At 69.9% G+C, this 14,618-nt stretch carries 12 protein-coding genes; 5 read left to right on the top strand and 7 right to left on the bottom strand.

What is annotated here, in order from left to right; all coding sequences use genetic code 11:
* Nucleotides 1–40: 40 nt before the first annotated feature.
* Nucleotides 41–2,365: a sulfatase-like hydrolase/transferase gene (locus tag D3230_RS12115; RefSeq protein ID WP_202345302.1), complete on the bottom strand. Its 2,325-nt coding sequence runs from the start codon at nt 2,363–2,365 to the stop codon at nt 41–43.
* A gap of 146 nt (nt 2,366–2,511) precedes the next feature.
* On the opposite strand from D3230_RS12115, the gene D3230_RS12110 reads away from it, so the two are divergent.
* Together D3230_RS12110 and D3230_RS12105 are read left to right on the top strand one after the other, a co-directional pair.
* The gene (locus D3230_RS12110) at nt 2,512–3,120 is read left to right on the top strand and encodes a TetR/AcrR family transcriptional regulator (RefSeq protein WP_202345301.1); all 609 of its coding nucleotides are present in this window, start codon (nt 2,512–2,514) and stop codon (nt 3,118–3,120) included.
* Entirely contained in the window at nt 3,117–4,154 is a 1,038-nt protein-coding gene (locus D3230_RS12105) for a formylglycine-generating enzyme family protein (protein ID WP_420029036.1), read from the top strand. Before D3230_RS12110 ends, D3230_RS12105 begins: the two co-directional genes overlap by 4 nt.
* A 114-nt stretch (nt 4,155–4,268) precedes the next feature.
* Here the strand turns inward: D3230_RS12105 and D3230_RS12100 are convergent, their stop codons facing one another.
* Nucleotides 4,269–5,846, bottom strand: coding sequence for a GMC family oxidoreductase (locus D3230_RS12100; protein WP_202345300.1), 1,578 nt, complete (start codon nt 5,844–5,846; stop codon nt 4,269–4,271).
* A 210-nt stretch (nt 5,847–6,056) separates the two neighbouring features.
* Here D3230_RS12100 and D3230_RS12095 point away from each other — a divergent pair, with 210 nt between their 5' ends.
* Nucleotides 6,057–6,653 (top strand): TetR/AcrR family transcriptional regulator, encoded by a 597-nt coding sequence (locus D3230_RS12095; protein WP_202345299.1) that lies wholly within the window; start codon nt 6,057–6,059, stop codon nt 6,651–6,653.
* On the opposite strand, the gene D3230_RS12090 is transcribed toward D3230_RS12095, so the two are convergent.
* Genes D3230_RS12090 through D3230_RS12080 form a run of 3 tightly spaced genes read right to left on the bottom strand, consistent with a single transcriptional unit; the run spans nt 6,650 to nt 9,854 of the window.
* A complete protein-coding gene (locus D3230_RS12090; RefSeq protein ID WP_202345298.1) occupies nt 6,650–7,786 on the bottom strand; it encodes a phosphotriesterase family protein in 1,137 nt (378 codons plus the stop codon). The genes D3230_RS12095 and D3230_RS12090 overlap by 4 nt on opposite strands.
* Nucleotides 7,783–8,871: a phosphotriesterase family protein gene (locus D3230_RS12085; RefSeq protein ID WP_202345297.1), complete on the bottom strand. Its 1,089-nt coding sequence runs from the start codon at nt 8,869–8,871 to the stop codon at nt 7,783–7,785. The genes D3230_RS12090 and D3230_RS12085 overlap by 4 nt, the downstream gene beginning before the upstream one ends.
* 8 nt (nt 8,872–8,879) lie before the next feature.
* The gene (locus tag D3230_RS12080; protein WP_202345296.1) at nt 8,880–9,854 is read right to left on the bottom strand and encodes a methyltransferase; all 975 of its coding nucleotides are present in this window, start codon (nt 9,852–9,854) and stop codon (nt 8,880–8,882) included.
* A 213-nt stretch (nt 9,855–10,067) separates the two neighbouring features.
* Between D3230_RS12080 and D3230_RS12075 the strand changes: the two genes are divergently transcribed.
* Nucleotides 10,068–10,796: an alpha/beta fold hydrolase gene (locus tag D3230_RS12075; protein ID WP_202345295.1), complete on the top strand. Its 729-nt coding sequence runs from the start codon at nt 10,068–10,070 to the stop codon at nt 10,794–10,796.
* Between the two features lie 154 nt (nt 10,797–10,950).
* Here D3230_RS12075 and D3230_RS12070 read toward each other — a convergent pair whose 3' ends face one another.
* Complete coding sequence (locus D3230_RS12070) at nt 10,951–11,976, bottom strand: aldo/keto reductase (RefSeq protein ID WP_202345294.1); 1,026 nt, start codon at nt 11,974–11,976, stop codon at nt 10,951–10,953.
* Nucleotides 11,977–12,115: 139 nt separating this feature from the next.
* Between D3230_RS12070 and D3230_RS12065 the strand changes: the two genes are divergently transcribed.
* Nucleotides 12,116–12,850, top strand: coding sequence for a glucose 1-dehydrogenase (locus D3230_RS12065; protein ID WP_202345293.1), 735 nt, complete (start codon nt 12,116–12,118; stop codon nt 12,848–12,850).
* Between the two features lie 250 nt (nt 12,851–13,100).
* Here D3230_RS12065 and D3230_RS12060 read toward each other — a convergent pair whose 3' ends face one another.
* The gene (locus D3230_RS12060; protein WP_202345292.1) at nt 13,101–14,519 is read right to left on the bottom strand and encodes an amidohydrolase family protein; all 1,419 of its coding nucleotides are present in this window, start codon (nt 14,517–14,519) and stop codon (nt 13,101–13,103) included.
* Nucleotides 14,520–14,618: the final 99 nt, after the last annotated feature.

Genomic DNA, 14,618 nt, shown 5'->3' with positions numbered 1-14,618 from the left:
CGTTGGGTCCAGGCGCGGTGCCCGGGCGGGCACCGCGAGGTCAATCCGCGATTGCGAGCACGGCCTGATCGATGCGCCGGATCACGGTGTGGTCGTACCGGGAGCGCTCCCCGGGGACGTAGCGCACGCGATGCAGCGTCCCGCCCTCGAACCGGAAGGAGCCGTGTCGTTCGTACAGCTCCCAGTCCACGGGCCCGCCGTAGTCGTAGCCGACGCTGATTCCGGTAAACGGGGCCATTCCGAGCAGCATGGGCACCGCTGGGATCTCTGCAGTACCTCCGCCGAGCACGCGCAGCCGCACCCGCCAGCGCAACTCCGGGAGTTCGGTGAACTCAACGACGATCTGATGCGATCCGGGTTCGAGCACGCCACTGTGCGCACGGTGCATCTCTCCGTAGGCGTTGTAGGTGAGGGACAGGCGGCCCATCTCAACCGCAACCAGATACCCGCCGCCCTGATCCCCATGCGCGACGATCACGCCTGCCGTGTCGGTTCGAGTGTCCACGGAGATCTGGATCTCGAAGGAACGCAGCACGGTCAGCCGGGAGGCGCGGAAGCGTTCGAGCGGCGGACGGAAGGGGGGCACCACAACCGGCTCGCTCAGTGCGAGCTCTGTTTCAGGTCGTGTCGCAAAGAGCGAGCCGTCGTCGTTGAGGGGGAATACGGTATTCCGCCAGGCTTCGCGCCGCCAGGTCTCCGCAAGCTCCTGCACGAGCTCTGGCTGTTCTTCGGCAAGGTCGCGAGTTTCCCCGGCATCGCCGTCAAGATCGTAGAGTTCCCAGGTCCCCCCGGCTGCGCCCTCGGTGGCCGCCGGAGGCGCCGGGGCAATCGCCTTCATCCCTTGCGACACGAGCGAGCGCGATCCAAAGCACTCGAAGTACTGCAGCGCGCGGCCAGGTGCCGCCGGATCGTCGAGTGCCGCGGCAAAGCTTGACCCGTCGAACGACAGTGCGGGGTGCCCGTGTCGCGTCTGGAGCGGTGGCACGCCGGTCAGCTCCAGGATGGTGGGCGTGAGGTCCGACACGAAGACGCGCTGCGACCGGACACCGGTTTCCCCGTTCTGGTCGGCCCGTCCCGGCCACGACACGATCAGTGGTGCATGCACCCCACCCTCGTAGAGGGATCCCTTGAACGACCGGAACGGGGTGTTGGATGCTCTCGCCCAGCCACTCGGGTAGTGGCTGTGCACCCTCGGACCCCCGATCAGCTCAAGCTCGCGCGGGACGTCCCGGACCCAATCTTCCGGGAGCGGGAGCCCGGCAACGAATTGGGAGAAGTAACTCCGGGTCCCGTTCGGGCCACCCTCCGCCGTGCCGCCGTTGTCACTCGCAATCACGATGATGGTGTTCTCGAGCTCGCCCAACTCTCGGAGACGGGCGACGAGCGTCCCGACGCTCTCGTCCACGGCCGTGACCGTGGCCGCATACACTTCCATGTGCCGAGCACAGAGCTCCCGGTCTTCGGGACTGAGTTCTTCCCAGGACGGAATGTCTGCGTCGCCGGGGAGATCCCCGCCGGAGAGGACCGTGCTCCCCGGCACGATCCCCAGGTCTTGCTGACGCGCGAAGCGCTCGCGTCGAATCGCATCCCACCCAGCCTCATAGCGTCCCCGGTGAGCGGCGATATCGGCGGCCTTCGCCTGCAGCGGCCCGTGCACGGCGGCATGCGCGAAGTACAGGAAAAACGGCTTCGCTGTATCGTTCGCGCGGAGCTCGTCGATCATCGCGACAGCCTCACGGGTGAGATCGTCGGTCAGGTAGTAGTCCGGCTCAAACTCGTCCCGTTCCACCACCGAGTTGTCGCGCACCAAACGGTGCGGATGATGCATCGAGGTGAATCCGTCCATGCAGCCGTAGTACCGGTCAAAACCGCGCTGGATCGGCCATGAGGACCGATCCCCCGCATCGTGCATCTGCGATTCACCCGTCAAGTGCCACTTGCCCACCATGAGGGTCGCGTACCCTCCTGCACGCAGCGATTCCGCAAGCGTTGCGGCGGTTGCGGGGAGTTCGCAGCTGAACCCGGGGTACCCCGGGTCCACATGCGCCACGGTCCCGAACCCGGCTCGGTGCGGGTTCAGCCCGGTCATGAGCGCGGCGCGGGCCGGGGAACACACCGGGGCCGTGTGGTAGTTCGTGAATGTCAGGCCGCGGCGAGCCACGCCGTCGATATGCGGGGTGGGAATCTCGCTCCCGAAGGGACCGAGGTCGCTAAATCCGAGATCGTCGATGAGCACCACGACGACGTTGGGAGATCCTTCCGGGGCGCGAACGCGAGCTGGGTACCACGGCGTGGAGTTCGAGGCGACCTCGTCCACGATCCCGCGGAAGTTTTCGTATCCGCGGGCCTCATCCTGATCGCGCACTGACGCCTCTTCCCTTTTTCGAGAACACTTGGTCTCTAAAGAATAATCAGGAGCCAGGCCTCCGAATGTCACAGAAAGATAACTTTCTACAATCGGAGAATCACGTACACTGAGGGGCACCCCGTCCCCCAACCCGAGAGCGCTCGATGCCCAGAATTGTCGACCACGATGCCCGCAGGGATGAGATCGCGAGTGCCGCCTGGAAGGTCATCGCCCGAGACGGCTTCGAACGACTCACCATGCGAAACATCGCCGCCGAAGCCGGGTACGCGCACAGCGCGTTCGCGCGATACTTCCCCGACAAAGAAAGCCTGCTCCTGGCCGCATTCCTCCGCACTCGCAGTGAGGCCGATGCCGCGATCGCCGCGGCGACGGCGGAGCAACGGGGGCTCGCCGCTCTCCGCGCCATGTGCCTCGTGGTGCTCCCCCTCGGGGACGCTGGTACGCAGCACGCACGGGTCGCGCTCGCCTTTTGGAATCATGCGGCGCAGGATCCCGCGTTCTGGGTCACGCAGCGCGAACACGCGGTGCAGTGGCGGGCGCGCATTACGCAGTTTCTCGCCGAGGCTGCGGAAGACGGCGAGGTCTCGCCCGAGACCAACCTCGTGACCGCCTCCGACGAGATCGCAGCCGCCAACATGGGGTGGCAGACCATCCGGCTACTGATGCCCGAGTTTGCGACGGATGAGCGAATGATCGCCGCACTGGACGCGCTGCTCATGAGCCTCAGGGCGCAGCCGGGAACCGTCCGGTGAGTTCTGAGCTCCACGCGCGCCCCGGGGAGGGCGCATCGTGCTGCGGGCCGCGCGCAGACTCGGTTCATCAGGATCGCACACCAGCGCGGTCAGCGACGGTCCCGTCAGCCCCGGGTCGCACCGTCGCGGGCGAATTCCGCCACGACACCACCCAGTGCGCGATTCCGGCGGGCAGCTTCGCAATGGGCGACAGCACCGGAGACGGCCTCGAAGCCGACGGCGAGCGGCCGGTGCACGAGGTCTCGCTCGACGCGTTCTCGATCGACGCGACGGCGGTCACCAACGCGCAATTTGCCCGCTTCGTCGCCGATACGGGGTACGTCACGAGCGCCGAACAGCTCGGCGCTTCGGCGGTCTTCCACCTGCTGGTCGACACCCCGACCGCAGATATCGCCGGCCCGGTCTCGGGCACGCCGTGGTGGATCGGGGTGCGCGGGGCGAGCTGGCGGCACCCCGGCGGGCGGGCGAGCACGCTCCACGGGCTCGCCGAGCACCCCGTCGTCCACGTCAGCTGGCACGACGCCATCGCCTACTGCGCGTGGGCGGGACGCCGCTTGCCGAGCGAGGCCGAGTGGGAACGGGCCTCCCGGGGCGGGCTCGACGGTGCCTGCTTCCCGTGGGGCGACGAACCGATTGACGGCAGCGACGGCACCTGGCGGGCGAACGTCTGGCAGGGCACCTTCCCCGCCCACAACACCGCACGCGACGGCTGGATCGGTACCGCCCCCGTTCGCAGCTACGCGCCGAATCGCTTCGGGCTATGGCAGACCGTGGGGAACGTGTGGGAATGGTGCGCCGACGGCTTCGACGCGGCGGCGTACGCGACGCACACGGCGCACGATCCACGAGGACCCGAGACCGCGCCCGAGCGGGTGCTGCGCGGGGGCAGCTACCTGTGCCACCCCTCCTACTGCAATCGCTACCGGAACTCGGCCCGATCCCGAAATACGCCGGACTCGGCGATGGGGAACGCGGGATTCCGCACCGTCTCGCTCGACCCAGTCGAGGACGGCGGCCCCGGGCAGGCGGGATAGCACCACGCCGCGCGGGATCGTGGTCCCGCGGGTCCCGCGCGGGATGGTGTTCTCACGGATCCCGCGCGGGCGCGGCTTCGGCCCGCGGCTCCGGCCCGCGGCTCCGGCCCGCGGCTAGCGCTCGCCCGCGAGCACGAACTTCGCGCCCATCTCGCCGATGAGCACCGCCGGGGCGTTCGTGTTGCCCGTCGTGATCTGGGGCATGATCGAGGCGTCGATCACCCGCAGCCCGGTGACGCCGTGCACCGCGAGCCGCGGCGAGACGACGGCGAGCGCGTCCACACCCATCTTGCAGGTGCCGACTTGGTGGTGGTAGGTCGCCACCGTCGCCCGCACGTATTCCTCCAGGTCGGCGCCGTCGCCGACCCCGGGCCCCGGGTAGATCTCGGTGGCACCCCACCCGCCGTCGGCCGGGTCCGCGGCGAGCGCGGCCTGCGCGCCCATCGACCGGCACTGGCGCACCGAGGCGACGAGCGCGGCGATGTCGTCCTCGTGCTCGAGCGCGGCGAGATCGATCCGGATCGGGTCGTCCGCGCCGGGACCGCTCAGCGTGATCGAGCCCCGAGACTTCGGCGTCAAGATACCGCCGAGCAGCGAGAAGCCGTCGGCACCGCGCGGTTCGAGGTTGTCGCCGTACATGGGCACGGAGAAGTGGATCGGCTGCGTGTCCGGCCGATCCAGCTCCGGCCGGCTCTTCCAGAAGTGGTGCGTCTGCGTCACGGACACGTTCTTCTGCGGCGGCCCGACGGGCGTCTCGGTGGCGTAGATCACCGGCGACAGGAGGTGGTCGTGCAGGTTCTTCCCCACGCCGGGAAGGTCCACGCGCGCCGCGATCCCCACCTCGGCGAGCTCGGCCGCGGGCCCGATCCCCGAGCGCAGCAGCACGCGCGGCGAATCGATCGCACCACTCGCGAGGATCACCTCGTCGGCGAAGAGCTCGCGCACCGCATCCCCCTGCGTCACGCGCACGCCGATCACCCGGGGCTGCGCGCTCGCTGCCTGATCCTCCGCAAAGATCAGCTCATCGACCCGGCACCCGGTTTCGATCGTCAGCTGATCGCGCACCGGCTTCGCGTACGCCATGTAGGTGTTGAATCGCTCGTGATCGCGCAGCGTGATCTGCTGCTGGGAGATGCCGTCGAGCTGTTCCCCGTTGTAGTCCGGGTTCCGTTCCAGCCCCTCCTGCACGCCCGCCTCGAGAATGGACCGCTGGATCGGCGTCAGCTCGTAGTCGTCAGTGACGTCGAGCAGCCCATCCCCGCCTCGCAGTTCGCTGGCCCCGCCGGAGTAGCGCTCGATGTCCCGGTAGACGGGCAGCACGTCCGCCCAGCTCCAGCCGTCGTTGCCGAGCGCCGCCCAGTCGTCGAAGTCCTGCGGGGCGCAGCGCACCCAGATCGTCGCGTTCAGTGCGTGGGATCCACCAAGCACCTTGCCACGCGGCAGGTGAAGCTGGCGTCCCAGCGCCCCCGGCTGCGGGGTCGTGAAGTAGTCCCAATCGTCGGGGCTGTGCCAGAGCTCGGGCATGCGGCTGAGGTCGTGGATCGCGGGGTTCGTATCCTCGCCGCCCGCCTCCACGAGCGTCACCGCCACCCCGGCATCGGTGAGGCGGCGGGCGAGCACGGATCCCGCCGATCCCGCCCCCACGACGAGTACTCGTTCAGGTCGCCCCTCGGGACGATGCTGCTCGGACATGCTCTGCTCCTCTCTGACACGGCGTCGTCGCGCGTGCCGAACGATTCGAGGTTCCCAGCACCGCCGTATCCGAGTCGAGCGGACCCGGGGAACAGCTCCGCCACAGTCAAGAGTGGTGCTGTGTCAGACAATTTTGCGGTCTCCAGGCCCCCGGGAGGTTTTTCGTCTACAATGGAGGATAAAAGCTCATCACGGCGAGAGGGCCCGGCAATGCCAAAGATTATCGACCACGATCAGCGGCGAAAAGACATCGTCGATGTCACCTGGCAGCTGATCGTCGAGGGTGGGATCGAAGCCGCGACGATGCGCGAGATCGCCACGCGCGCCGGCTTCGCAAACGGCGCACTGAAGCACTACTTCTCGGGCAAAGACCAGATCATTCAGGGGGCCTACGAGCGCTCGCTGAACCGGATCCGCGACAACCTGGTGAAGAAGGTCTCCGGCACTCGCGGCATTGAAGCCGTCGAACTCTGGATGCGGAACACCCTCCCGATCGGCGCGGAGGACGCCACCGCGGCGCGCGTGCTGCTCTCCTGCTGGGAACGCTGCGCATTCAGCACCGAGCTCTCCGGCGGCTACGACGAGCACCTCGTCAGCTGGAAGGCCAGCTATATGACGCATCTCGCCGAGGGCCGCGCGGACGGCGACATCGTCACGAGCACCCCGGACGAGCAACTCGTCGAGGAGATCGTGATGATGAATATCGGCGCCACGGTCGTGCAGGTCGTCAGCCCCAACCACCTGAACGAACGCATCCTCGACGCCCAGGTCAGCGACTTCGTCGCGCGGCTCGGGCGCGCGGACTAGCGGCGAGGCCCGGGGGCGCGAAACGCGAGGATCCGCCGCGGGTTGTCGATCATGATCCGCGACAGGGCCTCCTCCGGCACCCCGAATTCGGCGAGCGTCGGCAGGAAGTGGTCGACAATATACCCGTAGCCATGCCCGCCGTAACGACGCAGTTGCACGCGTTGGCACACGTCGCCGCCGAGCACAAGCTGCGCTTCCCACCCGTCCGCAACGAGCTCCGCGAAGCCCCGCGCCACGCTGCGGTCGGTGAACGGGAACAGGGTCCCCCACGGACTGCCGGTGGTGCCGAGAAAGTCCGCCTCGACACTCACGCCGCGTGCGAGGAGCCGCCGCGCGAGCCCCATATCGTCGGCGATGGTGCCCGCGTGACCGAACACCACCGCCGCAGGATCCGCACCTTCGGCCTCCAGCACGTCGAGCACACGCAGTTTCTCCTCGCCCATCCCACCCATGTGGAGCGTCAACGGCGCCCCGGTGAGGGCGGCGGCGCGGCCGGCCGCACGAACGCTCCGCAGTTCCTCCGGGTGCACGGGAGCCCCCTCGGCACCGACCTCACCGATGATCCCGGCACGCACTCCGGTCCCCTCGGCACCGAGCACCAGGTCGGCGACGATCTCCGCGGTCAGCTCCTCCACCGAACGGTCGGCGAAACCCGCCGGGTGCAGGTCCTTCTGGTACCAGCCCGCCCCCATCACGAGGTGCAGCCCGGACGCCCGGCTCAGCCGCGCGAGGGCGCGTGGATCGCGCCCCACGCCGGAGGGGGTCACCTCGACCATGGTGCCGCCGCCCTGCTGTACGAAGTCGGACACCTCCGCCAGCATCAGCGCTTCGTCGCCGAGGATATCGTTCTCCGCGCTCACCCGCCCTCGTCGAGCGGCGGCCAAGGTCGCGAGTTCGAGGGGCGCGTCGCCCGCCGCATCCCACTCGCCCGTTCGCGGGTTCGGGGTGTGTGCCGGGCGCCGAATATCGAGAAAGATGTGCTCGTGCATGAGCGTCGGCCCGAGCTCGGCGGGATCCACGGGCCCCAGCACGGTCTGGACCAGCCCCGTGCGTTCGGGGATTTCCAGGGCATCGAGGGAGACCGGGCCCCGTGGGCGCGCGATTCCCAGCTCCGCGATCCACCGTTGCGTCATGCCGCTCCCCCTTCGATGCGTGACAACAACCGCGCGGCGTTCGCTCCGGCGAGGCCCCGCCGCACCGGCTCCGTGATCCCGAGCATCCCCAGATAGGGCAGATACTGCTCGGCGAGAAATTCCAGGCCGTTTCCGCCGAACGCCGTGAGCCGGTGTTTGTTCCGGATCCCCACGCTCAGGACGATCCGATCGCCGAGGCCCCGCGCCACGCAGCGCAGGATCGCGCCCGCGACATCGTGATCCGACACGACGGTCCGCACCGTGGGAATGCGGCCAAGATCGTCGACGCAGAGCCACGCCCCGCTCGCGACGAGGAGGTCGATCAGCGCGTCCAGGCGGGCGGGGTCGACGCCGACTCCCGGAGCCGCGATCAGCGGCGTGGGTCCGGTGACGAGGATCCGCGCGCCGGAAAGCCCCGCGGCGCGGGCCGAGGCCAGCGCCGCGGCGAGCTCCTCAAGGCTGGACGCGGGGCCCAGCGCCAGCGGAAGTCCGGCCTGAGCGGCCGCACGCGCGGCCGCGGCCACCCCATCGACGTCGCCGGGCGCAATCGCGCCGACGATGCCGGCAGCGTCGGGCACCTCTGGCAGCATGGCAGCCGTGTGCCCCGGTGCCGGATCCGGCAATGCCTGATCCGGCGATGCTGGATCCGGCACCGCCGGGTCCCCCGGACTGCCCCCAGCAGAGACACCCCACACGAGCGCGACCCCCGTGGTCCGGGCGAGGCGACGGAGCACCGCGGGATCCGCCGCAACACCCGTGACCGGATCCGCAAGCACCACCACCAGCGGTAGCGCGTCGCCGGCGGGGATGGCGCGGAGCGCCGCCTCGGCGTCGGCTTCGGAGAGGCTCCGATCGTCCCGGTTTGTGGCCCCGAGGAGCAACCGCCCCAGGATCCCCATGGTCACGGGGGCGCGCTCGAACGCGCTCACGCTGGCCGCCTGGCCAATGTTTCCCGTGGGCGTGGCCGCGGGGCGCACCAGCGTCTCTGCGGCGAGCACCGCGCCGACTGCCGCGGGCGCGAGCGGCCCGTCGATTCCCTGGATCATCCCGATCACCCGCGACGGGCCCGCGCTCACGGCAGTCACGGCGCGACTCAGACGGCGCGGGCGACGAGCACGCGCGGGCTGCCGGGCAGCGCCACAACGCGCTCGGTCTCCCACCCCGTAGCCGCGAGCCAGGCCTCGACCTCAGTGATCGGGAAGACCACCGTGCCATCGATATTGAAGTATTCGCCGGCGTGCAGCGCATCGATCCGGCGCTGCGTCGGATCCTGGTCGAGGAAGAAGTCGAGCAGCATGAGCGTCGCACCGGGCGCGGCCGAGGCGCGGGCGGCCTCCAGGATCGCCTGATTCTGCTCCGCGGTGAAGCGGTGCAACACGTGGGTGAGCAGCACCAGGTCGTGCTCGCCGCCCGGCGTCGTCGATTCGGTGTCGCCTTCTTCGACCGTGATGCGGTCGCTCACACCGGCAGCGGCCCCGGCCTCGGCAATTGAGTCGGTGAAGCCGGGGGCGTAGACGAAGCGCGTGCGCAGCTCGGGGTTCTGGGCCATGGCCGCAAGCGAGAACCCGGCGGCGAGACCACCGAAGTCGAGCGCTGAACGGTAGCTCGAGAAGTCGAACGCCGCACCAAACTGCTCGGCGTGCAGCGCGTTATACGTCATGACGCCCGCCATGAAATCGGCCCAACCGGCCTCGTCGAGCTCGAGCGTGCCGGCCTCGTCGCTGTCGACCGTCGCGTCGTAGCCGAGCCACTGTCGGTAACTGATGCCCCCGAGGAACGCCAGGAACGGGGTGAGATCCACGTCGCCAGTGCCCGCAAGATACGCGGCAGAATCCGCCGCGAGGGTGTAGCTGCCCGCCTCGCGATCCAACAGACCGAGGCTGTTCATAGCGTCCGCGAGGGTGCGAACCTGACGCTCGGAGCGACCGGTAGCCGTCGCCAGTTCGGCACTGGTCTTGCCGCCATCGGCGAGCGCGGCGAAGAGCCCGATACGGCTCGCGGCGGCGAGTTGCTTCGCCCCCATGAACCCAATGGCGATGTCAACAATGCGATCCGGAGTTGCAGTCATGAACGCGTCCTTCTGTGTTGGGCCGCCCGCAGCTCACGGGACGGCGGTGTCCGGTAGTGGCCTGCGGAAACTCTACAAGCGTAGACAAATAAAGTCCAGCCGCCCCGCTTCTTATTTTCTACTAACATAGAAAATAGATTTACCGGGCCGGAGCCCCCGACCCGGGTTCCCGCGCCCCGGCACTCCGCCCCATTCAGCGCCGAAAGGACCCCCATGACGCTCGCACACCACCACCTCCCTGCACCCACGCCACGGCCCGACACTCCCCCGATACTCCTGCTCCACGGCTTCACCTCGAGCGCCGACGCCGACTTCCTTGGCACCGGCTGGGTCGAGGCGCTCCACGAGGCGGGCCGGTCAGTGATCGCGGTCGACCTGCCCGGCCACGGCCGCAGCGCCGCCATTTCCGCGGCGGAGCAGGCCACGACGTCGGGCGTCCTCCGAGCTATCGCCGACACCGTCACCGCAGTGAGCCCGAGCGGGCCGATCGACGTCATCGGGTACTCGCTCGGCGGGCGACTCGCCTGGGATCTCCCCCAGCACAGCGACCGCGTGCGCCGACTCGTGCTCGGCGGCGTGAGCCCATTCGAACCGTTCAGCGCCGTAGACCCGGCGGCGCTCGCCGAGGCCTTGGGCGGCACGCCCGCCGAGAATCCACTCGTCGGCATGATGGCGGCCATGATCTCCGCCCCGGGCCAAGACACCGCCTCCCTCGCCCGACTCATTCCGGGGCTCGCGAGCGAACCCTTCACCCCGGCCACGAGCGCGCCGCCACACCCCACGCTCCTGGTCGCGGGCGAGGCCGACCCCATGACCGAGGGGATCGCGGAACTGGCCGCACTACTCAGAGGCGGCACGCTGCGCCGCGTGCCCGGCGACCACCGCGGTGCGCTCGACAGCGCAGAGTTCCGGGCGGCCGCGATCGAGTTCCTCGCCGGGTAGCCGCAGGGCCGCGGGGCCGCGGGGCCGCGGGGCCGCGGGGCCGCACCCCGCCCACAACCGACCCGCACATGCAGATCCGACCCGTTACTCGCAGAATTTCCGCCCGTTGTTCGGGCCGCATACAAGGAACGGGTCGGATCTGTGCCGGCGGTCGCTAGGGCGACCACACACCGTCTGCGCGCACCTCGCGATCCAGCCAGAGCGCGGCCGTTGCCGCGCGGAGCTCCGCTGCCCCCACGCGCTCCAGGAGTTCGATCGCGCCCAGGTTGTCGTCGAACTGCCGCACGCTGGACGCGCCGAACAGCACGTTCGCGGTCGCCGGGTTCGCGAGGCAGAACGCCAGCCCGAGCTGCGCCGGGCTCGCCCCATATCCGGCGGCGATGCGCTCGACCTCCGGGTAGGCGGCGACGATGCGCTCGCGGATGTCCCCCACGTCCGCTCCGATCTTGCGCGTGGGGGCCAGCTTGCCCACCAGGATGCCGCCCTCGAAGGCGTCCGAAGCCTGCAGGGCAAGAGTGCCATCCTCGAACCAGCCGCCATAGAACTCCCCCTCGGCCATGCTCCGCCGCACGAGTCCATACTTCAACTGCGCGAAGCTCGGCGGCGTCACCCCCTCACGCGCGGCGGTCTCGAGGGCGAGCTGCAGCGCCTGAGCGGGCCAGTTGTTGACCCCCCAGCTCGCGAAACTCCCGCGGTCAATCTCCGCCTGCACGTCGCGGACGACCTGCGGGATATCGATCTCGCCCATGAAGTCGCCGACGACCACGGTGTCGAATGATTCCGGACCGCCCCGCCCCGCCCCGAGGCGGTCGAGCGAGACCCGCATCTGCTCGGCGAAACCCGTCTGCGGATACTCCCACAACCAGAGCTTGCCGCAGAGCTGGATCGCGCTGCGCGGAAGGCCGAGCTCCCGGAGCGCCTCGCCGAACAGGAGGTCGGTGCGGGACGCCTCGGCGTGCGGCCCCATGTTGTAGTAGGCGACATCGAAGAACCCGGCACCGGCCTCCACCGCCCGCGCAATGAGCGCGCGGCGATCCTCCGCCTCCATCCGGTCCCAGATGTTCCAGGAACCGAGCGCGAACACCGGTACTTCCGGCCCGCCCGGGCCCAGCCGACGGCGCGGCACCGGGGCCCCCGCGGGTGAACCGGCATCGCGCGCCGCATCAATTCCTGCATTCATCACTGCCTCCTCGCAGCCGAAGGTCGCCGCTCGCGGAACGTCGCGGGCGCCCACCGTGCTATTTTCTACAATCGTATAATATAAACCGGGTGGGTTCCAGATCAGGCACCACCGAGCACCCTCAGACATAGGAGTCACCGTGACCACAGCACGCACCGTTCTCATCACCGGCGGGGCCGGCGGAATTGGCCAGGGCCTCGCTCAGGCCTTCATCGACGCCGGGGACCGCGTCGTTCTCGCGGACCGAGACGCGACGGCGGTACAGGCGGCCGCGCTGCGACTCGGCGCGACCGCGGCCGAGCTCGACATCACCGAACCGACCGCCATCGCCGCACTGTTCGCCGATCTGGAAACCACCGGCGGCGTCGACGTGCTCGTCAACAACGCGGGTATCCTCTCGGTGCACGGCAGCGTCACCGAGCTCACACCCGAGGCGTACCGCAGCATCCTCGAGGTGAACGTGATCGGCACCTTCGCGATGACGCAGGCGTTCGCCCGGCACCGGATTGCGACGGGCGGCGGGGCTGTCGTCAACATCTCGTCAATCGGGGGCCGGCAGCCGACCCCGGGCATGGGTGCCTACGAGTCGAGCAAGGCGGCGGTCGACTCGGTGACACGGTGGGCAGCGATCGAGCTCGCGAGCCACGGGATCCGGGTCAACGCGGTGGCCCCGGGGCCCGTCCTGACGGAGATGCTCGCGGCGGGCATGCCGGAGGGATCGCCCGCACGCACCGCGTGGGCCAGCCGGATCCCGCTCGGCGATCTCGCCCACATCTCCGACATCGCCGCGGCCGCGGTGTTCCTGGCGGGCCCGGGGGCCGCGCACATCACCGGTGTCAGCCTCCCCGTCGACGGCGGCCAGCTGCTCACCTAGCCGCGGCCCCAGCCCTGCCTCGCCCCCGCCCGCCCGCCCGCCGAGGCTCACGCGAGGCCCCACGCGCACCCCACCCCCAAGCCCCCAGGCCTCCCGGCCTCTCGGCCTCCCGCACGAGGCAATTTATCCAAACCGAGCCAAACTTGGCGGAAAAACCCTCGGTTTGGATAAATTGCCTCGGGTGGGGCGAGCGGAGCGGGGCGGGCGGCGATGACGGGGTGGGCCGGACGCCGGGCCCCCGGCCGGCCGGCTACCTCTCCCGCTCGAACACGACGTTCCCGTCGAGAATGGTGAGGTCCACGGCGACCCCGGGCAGACCCGCGGCACCCACGTCGAACGGGTCGCGTTCGAGCACCACGAGGTCCGCAACCTTGCCCACCTCGACGGTGCCCTTCCAGTCCGCCGCGCGATCCTGCGCCGCCGGCACCGCGGTGTAGCACCGCAGCAATCCGAGCAACCGTTCCCGAGCCACACCCGGGTCCGCGGCGGCGGTGCCGCCCGTCGCGAGGATTCGCGCCTCGGCCGCCGCGATCCCGCGCCGCCAGTCGAAGTCGAGCACCGGCGCGTCGGAGGACAGCACCAGGGCGCCCGCCTCGAGCGCGGCGGCGAGCGGCCAGGCGGCCTCCGCGACATCCTCCCCCAGCATGGCCGCGAGCCAGGTCCCGGCGTGCGCGGCGATCCCGGCCTGGGTGTTGAGCCACACCCCCAGCTCGGCCATCCGCGCGACCTGCGCGGGCGTGGCGAGGTCGCCGTGAATGATGACGTGCCCGAGCTCAGGCACACTGGGCGCGCCGGGTTCGGCCGCGGCGTCCGCGAACGCGTCGAGGGCGAGCTGAATGGTCCGATCCCCGGTCGCGTGGATCCCGACCTGCAGCCCGGCCGCGTGGGCGGTGACGAGCATCTCCCGCAGCCCCGCCGCTTTCGCCTCGATCGTGTCGCCGCGCACGAGGAGGTCCCCGTGCGTGCCGTCGTCGTAGGCGTGGTCCGTCCAGGCCTGACGCGAGAGCGGGATGAGGTCGCCGAAGATCTTCACGCCGGGGATCGCGAGCCACGCGGGGTCGCTGTCACCCGCGAGTTCGGCGTGGGCGCGAATTCCCGCCACGACGTCGGCGACGTCGCTCGGGCCGTCCAGGATGCCGTGCAGCGCGAGGAGCGTCACGCGCTGCCGCAGCTCACCGGCCGCCGCGAGTTCGCGGTAGATCTCGATCACCTCACTGTGAAAGCTCCCCGTTTCGCCGAAGTCCTCACCGGGGCCGATCCCGGGCTCGGTGAAGCTCGTGATGCCGAGCTCACTCAGGAGGACACCGGCTCGGAGGATCGCGTCGCGCCGCTCGGCCCGGTCGTGCACGAGCGTGCCGGAGAGGGCCGCGGCCGCCTCCGGGTCCGCCGCGTCGAACAGCGTATGGGGCCAGCGCGCCCCCAACCACGAACCGTGCAGGTGCGCGTCGTTGATGCCGGGCAGCACCGCCCGGCCGGCGAGCTCGATCACGCGGGTGTGGGGCCCGCGCCAGCGCGCTAGCACCTCGCCTCCCCCCACCGCGACGATCCGGCCTCCCGCGACGGCCACACTGCCCGCGGTCGTTCCGGCACGATCCAGCACGAGCACCGTCCCGCCGTGCAGGATCAGCTCCGCGCGCTCTGGCGCATCGCGCGCCTCAGTCTCCTCCATGGTCCCCTTCCTGCGACCCGCTTGGGTCGCGCCCTCCAGTGAGAGCTTCACGCTTATGGTCAACGTATGTAGAATAAAACTACATGATCGGCGCCCCGG

Source organism: Leucobacter chromiireducens subsp. solipictus (genome assembly GCF_016758195.1).
Lineage (GTDB): Bacteria > Actinomycetota > Actinomycetes > Actinomycetales > Microbacteriaceae > Leucobacter > Leucobacter solipictus.
The sequence above is the reverse complement of the archived record's forward strand: the minus strand, read 5'-3'. Positions and strand labels throughout refer to the sequence as shown.